This is a genomic window from Pseudomonas sp. Irchel s3b2 (genome assembly GCF_900187445.1).
Lineage (GTDB): Bacteria > Pseudomonadota > Gammaproteobacteria > Pseudomonadales > Pseudomonadaceae > Aquipseudomonas.
On the sequence record NZ_FYEB01000020.1, the window covers coordinates 32,026 to 44,471 of the forward strand.

The 12,446-nt window shown below is 58.5% G+C and carries 12 protein-coding genes; 7 read left to right on the forward strand and 5 right to left on the reverse strand.

All coding sequences use genetic code 11. The annotated features are described in order from the left end of the window. The first annotated feature begins 30 nt into the window (after positions 1-30). From CKW20_RS26670 to CKW20_RS26700, 7 genes are all read left to right on the forward strand, one after another. A complete protein-coding gene (locus CKW20_RS26670) occupies positions 31-906 on the forward strand; it encodes an NAD(P)-dependent oxidoreductase (protein WP_095055550.1) in 876 nt (291 codons plus the stop codon). Between the two features lie 220 nt (positions 907-1,126). After that, the gene (locus CKW20_RS26675) at positions 1,127-2,284 is read left to right on the forward strand and encodes an acyl-CoA dehydrogenase family protein (RefSeq protein WP_095055551.1); all 1,158 of its coding nucleotides are present in this window, start codon (positions 1,127-1,129) and stop codon (positions 2,282-2,284) included. Positions 2,285-2,414: 130 nt separating this feature from the next. After that, positions 2,415-3,518: an efflux RND transporter periplasmic adaptor subunit gene (locus CKW20_RS26680; RefSeq protein WP_095055552.1), complete on the forward strand. Its 1,104-nt coding sequence runs from the start codon at positions 2,415-2,417 to the stop codon at positions 3,516-3,518. After that, entirely contained in the window at positions 3,515-6,592 is a 3,078-nt protein-coding gene (locus tag CKW20_RS26685) for a MexW/MexI family multidrug efflux RND transporter permease subunit (RefSeq protein ID WP_095055553.1), read from the forward strand. The genes CKW20_RS26680 and CKW20_RS26685 overlap by 4 nt, the downstream gene beginning before the upstream one ends. A gap of 9 nt (positions 6,593-6,601) precedes the next feature. Further along, positions 6,602-8,032: an efflux transporter outer membrane subunit gene (locus CKW20_RS26690; protein ID WP_095055554.1), complete on the forward strand. Its 1,431-nt coding sequence runs from the start codon at positions 6,602-6,604 to the stop codon at positions 8,030-8,032. Positions 8,033-8,181: 149 nt separating this feature from the next. Next, a complete protein-coding gene (locus CKW20_RS26695) occupies positions 8,182-8,544 on the forward strand; it encodes a helix-turn-helix transcriptional regulator (protein WP_095055555.1) in 363 nt (120 codons plus the stop codon). A gap of 80 nt (positions 8,545-8,624) precedes the next feature. Further along, positions 8,625-9,155 (forward strand): chorismate lyase, encoded by a 531-nt coding sequence (locus CKW20_RS26700; RefSeq protein ID WP_095055556.1) that lies wholly within the window; start codon positions 8,625-8,627, stop codon positions 9,153-9,155. Between the two features lie 155 nt (positions 9,156-9,310). On the opposite strand, the gene CKW20_RS26705 is transcribed toward CKW20_RS26700, so the two are convergent. The 5 genes from CKW20_RS26705 to CKW20_RS26725 all read right to left on the reverse strand — a co-directional run bounded on the left by CKW20_RS26705 (position 9,311) and on the right by CKW20_RS26725 (position 12,286). Beyond that, the gene (locus tag CKW20_RS26705; RefSeq protein ID WP_095055557.1) at positions 9,311-9,586 is read right to left on the reverse strand and encodes a LysR family transcriptional regulator; all 276 of its coding nucleotides are present in this window, start codon (positions 9,584-9,586) and stop codon (positions 9,311-9,313) included. Between the two features lie 85 nt (positions 9,587-9,671). Continuing rightward, positions 9,672-10,178, reverse strand: a complete 507-nt coding sequence (locus CKW20_RS26710) for a flavin reductase (RefSeq protein ID WP_095055558.1) — start codon at positions 10,176-10,178, stop codon at positions 9,672-9,674. A 182-nt stretch (positions 10,179-10,360) separates the two neighbouring features. After that, positions 10,361-10,732: a MerR family transcriptional regulator gene (locus CKW20_RS26715; RefSeq protein ID WP_095055559.1), complete on the reverse strand. Its 372-nt coding sequence runs from the start codon at positions 10,730-10,732 to the stop codon at positions 10,361-10,363. A 48-nt stretch (positions 10,733-10,780) separates the two neighbouring features. Further along, positions 10,781-11,356 (reverse strand): NAD(P)H-dependent oxidoreductase, encoded by a 576-nt coding sequence (locus tag CKW20_RS26720; protein ID WP_095055560.1) that lies wholly within the window; start codon positions 11,354-11,356, stop codon positions 10,781-10,783. Between the two features lie 45 nt (positions 11,357-11,401). After that, positions 11,402-12,286 (reverse strand): LysR substrate-binding domain-containing protein, encoded by an 885-nt coding sequence (locus CKW20_RS26725; protein WP_095055561.1) that lies wholly within the window; start codon positions 12,284-12,286, stop codon positions 11,402-11,404. Positions 12,287-12,446 lie beyond the last annotated feature (160 nt).

Genomic DNA, 12,446 nt, shown 5'->3' on the forward strand with positions numbered 1-12,446 from the left:
TCGAACAGCTGACAAGGACGGGAGCAGAGCATGGAGCTGGGATTCATTGGTTTGGGCACCATGGGCGTGCCAATGGTGCTGAACCTGTTAAAGGCCGGTCATCGGGTCAAAGTGTGGAATCGATCGTCAGCACCGCTGGATGACCTGGCGCGTGCAGGTGCTCAGCCCGTCGATAGTCCTGCACTCGCCGCGCAGGCCGAGGTGTTGATCTCGATGTTGGGCGATGACGTTGCCATTCGTTCGGTGTTCATCGACAGCAAAGGGCTGGATGGCCTCGCCGTGGGGAGTGTTCACGTGAATATGTCCACGGTGTCGGTCGCACTGGCCAAGGAGTTTGCGGCGCTGCATGCCGAGCGTGGTGTGGCATATGTCTCTGCTCCAGTGCTGGGGCGGGTAGACGTGGCCGCAGCTGGCAACTTGAATATTCTCGCGTCTGGTCCTGCGCAAGCACTGGCCCGTGTTCAGCCGTTGTTCGATGTGTTGGGGCGCAAGACCTGGCCATTCGGGGAATGCGCGGAGCTGGCGTGCGTGGCCAAACTGTCGGCCAATCTGATGATTGCGGCGGCGATCGAATCCACGGCGCAAGCGTCCACCCTCGCCAGCGGCTATGGCATCAGCCGTGCGACGTTCATTGAAATGATTACCTCGACGCTGTTTGCCGTGCCGGTTTATCAAGGCTACGGGCAACTGATGATCGATAAACATTTTGAGCCGGCAGGCTTCAAGCTGTCCCTGGGCCTGAAGGATATTCGCCTAGCTCTAGAGGCGGGCGAAGCGGCACAGGTGCCATTGCCATTTGCCAGTGTGTTGAAAGACAACCTGCTGGACGCAATGGCCCATGGTCAGGGCGATCAGGACTGGGCATCGCTGTTGGAGGTGAGTGCACGACGCGCCGGCTCACGCTAATACCCGAAAGTTCAAAAAGCGTAACTTCTCTGGAAGTTCGGTAGTGTTCTTTCGTCTGAAGTTTTTCATTAAGTGGAGCAGGTTTTTTTCTAAAAGAAAAGTTAACTAACGCTTGCCAATGTACGACTGTAGACGTACATTTTTTGTCGGGCTTAAAAATAAAAAAGATTCATCTGTTCTTCGTCTGCTGATCGTTAATAAATAATAGCTAGGAGCCGTTATGAAAAATCTTATGCAATGGAACAATCTTCCCACTGAGTCCAATGAATGGCTCGAGAAGGTGCGTGCGCTGAACCCGTTGATCATCAGGCACAGGGATTACAGCGAGCAGACGAATGCGACTCACAAGGATGTGATGTCTGAGCTCTTCAAGGAAGGTTTCGGCAGAACGTCGGTGTCCAAGGCGTTTGGTGGTTCGCAAGTGGATATCCAGACGACTTCCGCCATGCTGCTCGAATTCGCCCGTCACGACGCCTCGGTGTCTTGGCAATTGGCGGTGCAAGTGGCAATGGGTCGGCTTTCCGACTACTTGCCGGAGCAGACTTCGGAAGCGATCTACAGCACTTGCACGGGTTTTGTGATTGGCGCGATTCACTCTGGCGGTGAAGCCGTGCCGGTCGGCGACGATTACCTGCTGAGCGGCAAATGGGCCTTCGCCAGCGGTTCGGCCTATGCCGACTGGCTGGTGTGCACCGCCACAGTGAAAGGCCCGGCCGACGGCTCGGCCCCTGAAGTGCGGATGTTTTTTGTCCCGGCGTCTCAATGCAAGATCAACCACACCTGGGACACGCTGGGCATGCGCGGCACGGGCAGCCACCATTTCGAGTGTGAGCAAGTGCTGGTCAACAAGGCGTTCTCCCTGGATGTCGAGACGTTGAAGAAGTCCCCGCAAATCCGTAGCTCGCGGGCGTACGCCACAGGCTATTACGAGTTCGGTACCCTGGCGGCGATGTCTACCGTGCTGGGGGTTGCCCGCGCAGCGGTCGATCATTTCCGTAACGACCGGGCGGTGAACACCGATCCTGGCCTGGAAGGGGTGATTTTCGAGAAAACCGGCCGAGCCATCTCCTCGGTGCACACGGCTCAGTTGCTGCTCGAAGATGCGATCTGCCAGGTCATCAATCGTGGCGAAACGATCGGTGATCCGGTCAGTGCGCGGGTCGGGCTGGCGGCCTCGGTGCTCACTGAAAACTCGGTGAATGCGGTGAATCAGATTTATGCGCTGGCCGGTTCCAAAGCGGTTTACAAGTCCCACTTCCTGGAACGCTGTTTCCGCGATATTCATACCGGTTCAAAGCACTTCACCTTGTCGCCTTTGAACTTGCACGGTATCGGCAAGTTTTATCTGGATAAGACCAATGCGCTCGCGGCAGCGTAAACGGTTATAAATAAATCCGGCGTGTTATGAGTGATTCATCACAGGGATTAATAACACGCCGGGTTTGTGCCGCCTCTTTTATTAATTCTTGAACTTTTGCGCTCGCAGTTGAGAGTCAAGGGAGTGCCACATGCTTGCTCGAAATAAAGTTAAATCATTGGTGTTTGTTCTGCTGGTTATTGTTATTGGCAGTGCCTTCGGTTGGCGTTTCTGGTGGCCCGCCCCGGCCTCGGCCGAACAACGGATACCCAGCACCAAGGTCGGTTTGGCGCAGGTCAAGAAGCAGCCCTACACCTATTACCTGGAAGCCATCGGCAAGCTTGAGGCTCAGCGCCAGGTGCTGGTGTCGGCTGAAGTCAGCGGCAAGGTCGTGGACATCGACTTCGAGTCCGGTGATCAAGTGGCGGCGGGACAGGTTCTGCTCACGCTCAACGACGCGCCGGAGCAAGGTGAACTGGTTCGCTTGAAGGGCGAGTTCGAATCGGCCAAGGCGCAATTCGCCCGGGTGCAGGAACTGGCGAAAACCGGTGCCGAGAGTCGTCGGGCCTTCGACAGTGCCCGTGCTCAATATGACGCGGCAAAAGGCGACATGGAACGCATGCAGGCGCAAATCGCCCAGCGTCATATTCGTGCGCCGTTCGCTGGCACCCTCGGGATTCGTCAGGCGCATCTGGGTCAGTACCTGGAGGCCGGTGGCGCTGTCGCGACCCTGACCGACCCCGGTGTGCTGCGAGTCAATTTCACCCTGGCCGAGCGCGATGGCTCCCGCGTACAGCTCGGCCAAACCGTGCAGGCGAAAGTCGATGCCTGGGCGGATGTGAAGTTTCAGGGAAAGATCGTGGCGGTCGATCCACAGATCAATCAGTCCCACACCATCAATGTCCAGGCGGTGATCACTGACACGAAAAAACTGCTGCGCCCAGGCATGTATGCCCGGGTATCGGTCACGTTGCCGCAGACTACTGAGCTGGTGATTCCGGAGACGGCCATCACCTATAACGCCTACGGCGAAAGTGTCTTCTGCGTGTACACCGATGACTCTGGGGTGCAGAAGGTCAAGCGCGAGAGCATCAAGGTTGGTGAGCGCCGCGATGGCTGGGCGGTTGTCGACAAAGGTTTGAACGAGGGCGTGCAGGTGGTGACTTCCGGGCAGTTGAAACTCCATGACGGAGTGGCCGTGGAAGGTGTGCCGGACACGGTTGGACTTAACCTCACCACTGGGTTGGAAAAATGAAATTCACCGACATCTTTCTCCGCCGCCCCGTGCTGGCAGTGGTGGTCAGTACGCTGATCCTGCTGTTCGGCGTGCGGGCGTTGCTGAACCTGCCGATTCGTCAGTATCCGATGCTGGAAACCTCGACCATCACCGTCACCACCCAATACCCGGGCGCCTCGTCGGAGTTGATGCAGGGCTTTGTGACACAACCGATCAGCCAGGCGGTGGCCTCGGTGGAGGGCATCGATTACCTGTCTTCGGCGTCGACCCAGGGCCGTAGTCAAGTGACGATCCGGATGGCACTCAACAGTGATTCCATCTCTGCGCTGACCGAGGTCATGGCCAAGGTCAATCAGATCAAGTACCGCTTGCCCAAGGATGCCTATGACCCAGTGGTGGAGCGCACCTCGGGTGGTTTTACCAGCGTGGCCTACGTGGCGTTCGCCAGTTCCAATCTGACCATTCCGGAGATGTCCGATTACATTTCCCGTGTCGTCGAACCAATGTTCGCCGGCATCGAAGGCGTGGCCAAAATCAACATCATGGGCGAGCAGAAACTCTCCATGCGCCTTTGGCTGGATCCGCAACGCCTGGCGGGCTACGGAATGACTGGCCAGGACGTGTCGAAGGCGATCGAAGGCAACAACTTCCAGGCCGCCCCGGGCCAGGTCAAGGGCTTGTATGTGGTCAGCAACCTGCGGGTCAACACGGACCTGAACAGTGTTGAAGATTTCCGCGACATGGTGCTGCGCAACGATAACGGCCGCATCATCCGCGTGCGGGATGTCGGGACTGTCGAGCTCAATGCCGCCTCCACCGATACCAGTGGTTCGATGAGCGATGTGCCTGCGCTGTTCCTCGGGCTGGACGCCGCACCGACCGGTAACCCGCTGGTGATCGTCAAGCGCGTACGGGAGCTGTTGCCGCAGATCGAGGAAACCCTGCCGCCGGGTGTGACGGTACAAATTCCGTTCGAAGTGGCGCACTTCATTCAATCCTCGATTGATGAAGTGTCCTACACGCTGCTGGAAGCTTTGGTGATCGTGGTCCTGGTGATTTACCTGTGCCTGGGTACCTTCCGCACCGTGCTGATTCCGTTGGTGACCATTCCGCTGTCGATGCTCGGCGCCGCAATGTTGATGCAGATGTTCGGCTTCAGTCTGAACCTGCTGACGTTGCTGGCGATGGTTCTGGCCATTGGCTTGGTGGTGGACGATGCGATCGTGGTGGTGGAGAACGTGCATCGCCACATCGAGGAAGGCAAATCCCCGTTCGATGCCGCGTTGATTGGCGCCCGGGAAGTGGCCGGGCCGGTGGTCGCGATGACGTTCACCCTGGCGGCGGTGTACGCGCCTATCGGTTTGATGGGCGGGCTGACCGGCACGCTGTTCAAGGAGTTCGCGCTGACCCTGGCAGGGGCCGTGGTTATCTCCGGCATCGTTGCGTTGACGTTGTCGCCGATCATGAGTACCCGTCTGCTGGACGCCAAAAGCAGCGAAGGCTTCATGGCTGTCAAAGCCGACCGCTTCTTCCAGTCTTTGGCCAGTCGCTATGGCGCGTTGCTGGGTGGCTCGCTTGCGCGTCGCTGGATCAGTCTCAGCGTGGCCTTGGTGATCTTTTTCAGCCTGCCGTTCCTGTACCGCTCGGCGCAGACCGAACTGGCGCCGCTGGAAGATCAGAACATTCTGCTGACGGCCATCAAGGCGCCGCAGCATGCCAACCTCAATTACCTTGAAGCGTACGCCCACAAGCTCTACGAGACGTTCAATCAGATTCCCGAGGGCTACAGCAACTGGGTGGCCAACGGTTCCGATGGGCTGTCCAACAGCGTCGGCGGGATCAACCTGGTGGACTGGGACAAGCGCGGTCGCGACGCCAACACGATCCAGCCCGACTTGCAGGCGCGGGTCAACGAGATCGAAGGCACCAGCATCTTCGTGTTCCAGATGCCGCCCTTGCCGGGTTCCACCGGTGGGTTACCGGTGCAAATGGTGATCCGCAGCGATCAGGATTATCTGGCGCTGTTCAACGTGATGGATCAGCTCAAGCAGGCGGCTCAGGCCAGCGGTTTGTTTGCCGTGGTCGACAGTGACCTGGACTTCAACAACCCGGTGGTGGAAATCCAGATTGATCGCGCCAAGGCCAACGCCCTGGGCATTCGCATGCAGGATATCGGGGAGACCCTCAACAGCCTGATCGGCGAGAAATACGTCAATCGGTTCTCCTTTCACGGGCGCTCCTACGACGTGATTCCGCAGTCGATTTCCTCGGACCGGCTTACCCCGGAAACCCTCAAGCTGTATTACGTGAAGGACCAGAAGGGCAATCCGGTGCCGTTATCGACGCTGGCCACGCTCAGCATGAAAGTCGAGCCCAATCGCTTGACCCAATTCAACCAGCAGAACTCCGCCACGTTCCAGGCCATTCCGGCACCGGGCGTGACCTTGGGCGATGCCGTGGGTTTCCTGCAAAAGCAATCGGAAGGGTTCCCGGCAGGTTTCAGTTTCGACTGGCAGTCCGATGCCCGGCAGTACGTGCAGGAGGGCAACAGCCTGGCGTTCACCTTCGGTCTGGCGCTGGTGATCATTTACCTGGTGCTAAGCGTGCAATACGAGAGCTTCCGCGATCCGTTCATCATTCTGATCAGCGTACCGCTGTCGATTTGCGGGGCGCTGGTTCCGCTGGCGCTGGGGATGACGTCGCTGAACATTTACACGCAAATCGGCCTCATCACTTTGATCGGGTTGATCAGCAAGCACGGCATCTTGATGGTCGCGTTTGCCAATGAATTGCAACGCACGCAGGGCATGGACCGGGTACAGGCGATTCAACATGCCGCGCAGGTTCGCCTGCGGCCGATTCTCATGACCACAGCAGCAATGGTGGTGGGGCTTGCACCCCTGTTGTTCGCCAGCGGTGCCGGCGCCAACAGCCGCTTTGGGCTGGGCCTGGTGATTGTGGTGGGCATGCTGATCGGCACGCTGTTCACGCTGTTTATCCTGCCCTCGGTTTACACCTTGCTGAGTTCGATCAAGCAGCCCGCCTGCGCACCTGAAGCCACGCTGGTCAGTGCGCCGCAACCCATCATGTGAGGATGTTGTATGTATCGGATTACACGCTTCATGCTGGCGCCGCTGGCTGTTTCCATCCTGATGGCGGCAGGCTGTGTGAACTATGCCGGGATCGATCATCAGGGCACCTTATTGTCGGTTGACGATCTGCACTCCAAAACGCTGCAAGACACACTGCCGCCCGCCAACTGGCCTCGTGCCGACTGGTGGACGTCGTTGGGTGACCCGCGATTGGGCGCCTTGATCGAAGAGGCCTATGCCAACAACCCGGACCTGCAGGAAGTGTCGGCACGGGTCGCCAAGGCCAACGCGTTCCTGGATTTGCGCGAGGCCGAGCGCTACCCCGAAGTCAATGCTTCGGCGGGTGTCACCCGTGCCCGGTTGTCGCGGTACGAGGACTACAGCGGAGAGGGCCGGAACTACGTCACCGCCCGATCCCTGGCGGTCAATTTCAACTACACCTTTGACCTGTGGGGTGGACAGCGGGCAGCTTGGGAGTCGGCACTCAACAGCGCCATGGCGGCCGAAGTCGACCTGCAATCGTCGAGGCTGATCCTGACGGTCAACGTGGTCAAGGCCTACAACCAACTGGCCTATGCCTGGCAAGTGTCGGAGCTCAATCGCCGAGACCTCGCGCGGTTGAGCAAGCTGGTTGAACTGTCGGATTCACGCTACGCCTCGGGGCTGGATAACCTGTCGCAGTTGAAGCAGGTGCAAAGCCTCAAGGCGCGCTCGGAATCGACCTTGATCGGCGCGCTGGATGACATCGAAATCGCCCGGTTGCAGTTGTCGGCCCTGGTCGGCAAGGGCGTCGATCGCGCGCAAAGCATCGACCGTCCTTCGAGCCTGCAAGCCAGTGTGGTGGCGCTGCCCGCTCAGTTGCCGGCGCAACTGGTCGGGCGTCGGCCAGACATCGTGGCGGCGCGCTGGCGGGTCGAGGCCGAGAACAAGAATATCGATGCGCTCAAGACCACGTTTTACCCCAACATCAACCTGGTGGCCTCGGCGGGGACTCACGCCTTGTCCGGCGATGCGTTGCTGGCCAGCGTCAGCAAGTTCTGGAACATCGCACCGGCCGTTTCCCTGCCGATTTTCGATGCCGGGCGCTTGCGCTCCGACCTCAAGGCCGGCAACGCCGAACTGGACATTTCGATTGCTCACTACAACCAGGTGCTGACCTCGGCCCTGCATGAAGTGGCAATCTCGGTCACGCAACTGCGCTCCTTCGAGCAGCAGATTGCAGTGCAGCGCGATGCCTGTGCCATTGCCCAGTCGTCCTACGATCTTTCTCAGTCCCGGTACAAGGCCGGTGAAGATACGTTCCTGGATGCGTTAAACATCGAGCAACAATTGATTCAGGACGAGATGCGCCTGGCCTTCCTCAACAGCAAGCACATCGACAGTTCGATTTCGTTGATGGCAGCCTTGGGCGGTGGCTTCCAGGAGAGCGAAGTGGAGTAAGAAACGAACGGGGGATTGCAGGGTTCAAGGTGCTGTAGTGCCCGGGGTGGTTATCGCGGGGGGGTACTTTTTGTGTATAGTCTTACTGTTCTCGTATAGACGAATCCTAGTAAGACATCTCCCGCCTATATCATCAAAGGTACCTACCTATGAACGTTGCAAATCACCCTAATCAGGACCAGATCTTATTAGAGAATGTTCTGTCCGCACTGGGTAGCCCGTTGCGTCTGACCGTATTGAAGGTGTTGGCCGATGGCCAGGAACACCCGTGCGGGCGAATTCTCAAGGGGGCGTCGAAATCGACAATGACGCACCACTGGCGTGTCCTGCGTGACAGCGGTCTGATTTGGCAACGGCCGTACGGTCGTGAAAACCTGTTGTCTTTGCGCCGCGAGGACATGGACCAGCGTTTTCCAGGGCTGCTCGATTCATTGCTCACCGCGGTCAAGTTCGATGAGCAAACCGTCGAAGTGATCAGCAAGCATGAAGTGAACGAAGATGCCGAGTCTTGAGGTTTAAGGTGACACCGCAAGTGAACGGCAGGGTCCTTCACTGCAACCATTGAGTTCACGATCACCAGGGAGGTGAGAGTATGGGGACAAGTCATTATTGGTCGTCGCGACCGTTATCGGAGTTAACTGACCCCGAACATCATTGGCTGTTTTTGCCGGGCGCGCTGACCCCTCGTTTAAAGGCGATGGGCGAGTACTCCATCGAAGTGGTCGAGCAGTCCCACGGGCTGCTCAACCCTGACGAGGCAGAGGCCTTGAATGTGCCGACGGCGTCGACCGGTTGGGTGCGTGAAGTGGTCATGAAGCTCGATGGTGAGCCCTGTGTCACGGCGCGCAGCCTGACCAGTGTTCCGGCCCTGAACGCCGATTGGTCGGAGCTCAACGAATACGGTGGCCGGCCATTGGCCGAGATCCTCTACACGTCGGACCGAACCCTGCGCGAACCTTTCCAGTGCGCTTTGCTGTCTCCCGGCGCGCCGCTGGCAGCGCTGTCCTATCGTTTCGCCCCCCAGGCCCAGCGACTGCTGGCCAGACGTTCGCGCTTCACGCGCAATGGCTCTGCCTTGTTGGTCAGTGAGTGTTTTCTACCGGCCTTTTGGGTGCGGGTTTAGTCAGGATCAGGCTCGGCAATCGAGCTTGAAGTCACGCGTCTCCCAAACCCTCATCTTTTCATCCCCTCAGCGTTTTACGGTTGAATCCGGCAGGTATTCAAGAGCGGGACAACCCCCTGATCGTTCACCCGGCCAAGGGGATTTTGCGTTCTTTGTCAGCGGCAAATCACTGCTTCTATCTGACTGATTGCCGGGGTGAGGGCCAGCGCCAGTTTTTCAGCTTTCGAGGTGGGGCGCATGGTATTGGAGGAGCGCAGGAACAACGGGTCATCGAACTTTTTGCGCAAGCGCGATAACGATCCGCTGATCGCTGGTTGTTTGACATGCAGGCGTTCAGCCGTGCGTGTAACACTTCTCTCCCGGAACAACACCAGAAAAGTAATGATCAGGTTAAGGTCTATATCCGCGAAGTTTTCTTCATTGAACAACATGTTCTCATCCCTGTGATGACCCGGTATTCGACAGGCCGACGTTCAGGCAACACGGCGGCTGTCATCAATGCCGGGTGAGCAGCGGTTACTGATCGGGCGCCAATCGCAGTTCGTCGTTGAGACGGTAGTAATTGCGATTGAAGTAGACCAGGCCTTCCTTGGCCTCGCTGTGTTTGAGCTTGAGGATTTCACAGTAAAAAATGCTGTGAGTACCCACCTCGTCGATCTTGCTGATGCGGCAGTCGAGATTGACCAGCGCTTCATCGATGGCTGGCGAACCGGTCACCAGGGTTTCGCAGTTCACACTGGAAAAGCGTTCCTGCATGGACAGCTGACGATTGGCGAATGCCCCGGATGTCGATTGATGATCTCCCGTGAGCACGTTCACACAGAGCACTCCATTGGTTTTGAAATGCTCGTGATTGGACGAGGAGCGGTTTACGCAGACCAGCAGTGTGGGCGGTGAATCAGTCACGCTGCACACCGCCGAAGCGGTAAAGCCAAAACGGCCCGCGGGGCCATCCGTGGTCACAATGGTGACTGCACTTCCCAGCATCGCCATTGCATTACGAAATTCAGTTGAATCAACCATAGCGTCCCCTCATTCCTTGTAGGTTATTGGAGCTGATCCGTTCTTCCTTGCCCGCCATCGCCGCAAGGTGGCGGGGACTGAACGACACGTTCGGCTTCAAAGCTATAGTACGTATGTAGCCGTACCATGCAAGCTATTCCTTGTGCTTATTTTGCTAAAAAGGGGTGTGCATGAGAGAGCGTTCAAGGTCCCTCTAACGGGCAGTTTTCCCAGGCGTTCTGCAGGCTGCTTTCGAACTCGACCAATTGCGCGTGCCGCTGTGTCAGCGCCGCAATCTGGTCGTCGATTTCCTGTTTCTTGTTGGTGATTGCCTGTTGCGCCTGAACCCAGGACAGCGGCTGACCGTTTTGGGAAGCGAAAGCCGCCTGCAATTCCTTGAGCTTGAAGCCCAATTGCTGGGCGCACTTGATGAAGCTCAGAAGGTCGACGCTGTGTTGGTCATAGACGCGGTAGTTGCCCCTGCGCCGGGCGGGAGGCAACAGGCCGATGGCCTCATAGTGACGGATAGTCTTGATCGTCGTGCCCGAGCGATGCGCGGCTTGGCCGATGTACATGAAAAGTCCTTTTTTGCCGTGGGTAAGCCAGACCCATTATCGGCAGACTCATCGGCTGGCGATAGCCTGGGCTTGCAGCAGCCAGGTTTCGCGCTGACCGGCGCTGGACCCCAGGATCGGCCCGAAGGTGAGCGTGCGCTGAGGTTCGATGCCGCAAAATGCCAGGGTGGTTTTGCGCATCTGATGCAGCCCGGGCATGCGGTAGATCCAGCGGTAATACCAGGGTGGCGTGTCCATGGTCACGAGCAAATGCGCACTGCGGCCATGCAGCAATTTGTCGGGAAAGGCTTTGCCTTCGCGATACTTGAAAGCGAAGCCCGGAAGCAACACCCGATCAAGAAAACCCTTGAGCAAGGCCGGTACGCCGCCCCACCAGATCGGGTAGACCAGGGTCAGGTGTTCGGCCCACAGAATGTCCGCCTGAGCGCGGCGCAGGTCGGCTTCCAGCGGCTGCACATGCTGATAGCCTTCGCGCAGCACCGGGTCGAAGTTCATCTTGCCCAACCACAGCTGACGCACCTCATGCCCGGCACGCGACGCCGATTGTGCGTAGCGTTCGGCAAGTGCGCCGCAAAAGCTGTTGCTCGAAGGGTGACCGAGGATCACCAGTATTCGTTTGCTCATCGTAACGGTCCCTGAAGATGAAACCTCAAGGGTAAAGTCTGCCCCTCAGGGGAGAGTCAAAACGTTCAGCAAAGCCTGGGCATAACCGGGCAGCACGGCGAAGTCTCGGGCGCACAGCAACAGCTTGCGTCGGGCCCACGGCTCTTTCAGTGCGATGCTTTTGAACGGTGTTTCAGTCGGCCAGCGTTCGACCGCCGCCAAGGGCACGATCGCCAGCCCGGCACCTCGGGCGACCATGCGCATCACACCATCGAAGCCATCGGCACGGATGCGAATCTGCATCCGTAAGCCGCTGTGCAGGGCCTGTTCTTCCAGGTACACGGCCAAGGCGCTGTTGGCGTTCAGGCCGACGTAATCGTGGTGCAAGGTGGCGCTGAAACTTAACGCTCCGGTGTCGGCCAAGGGGTGATCGTACGGCAGGATCAGCACCAGCGGGTCGTCACGAAAATAGCGGGTCTGAAGGCCGTCGGTATCCACGGCGTCGGACACGATGCCCAGGTCCGCCGCGCCTTGGCGCAAGGCATGGGTGATGCGCGCGCTGGGCAGCTCTTGCAGGTCGATGCCGAGGTTCGGATGGTCGCATAGAAAGTCTGCCAGCAACTCCGGCAGGTATTCGGTGATCGCTGTGGTGTTGCACAACAACCGCACCTGGCCTTTGACCCCTTTGGCGTATTCGGCCAGGTCCTGCTGCAAGCGCTCGGCCTGTTGCAAAAGGACTCGGGCATGGTGCGCCAAGGCCTTGCCGGCCGGGGTCGGGCTGACGCCGCGGCGACCTCGCTCAAGGAACTCGATGCCCATTGAGGCCTCCATGGCGCGGATTCGCGCACTGGCCGCTGCCAGGGACAAATGGCTGCGTACGGCACCGGCGGTGATGTTGCCGGTGTCGAGGATGTTCAGGTAGAGGCGCAGGTCGGTGAGGTCGAAGTGCATGGTGACAGCCTCAGGAGGTTTGTTGGCTGGGCGGACGTCTTCGCGGGCAAGCCTCGCTCCTACAGGATTCATGTCGTTCTGGAGATCACAGATCCCCTGTAGGAGCGAGGCTTGCCCGCGAAGGCGTCAGCAGTAGCAACGAAAATTCTAGCCTCCACCA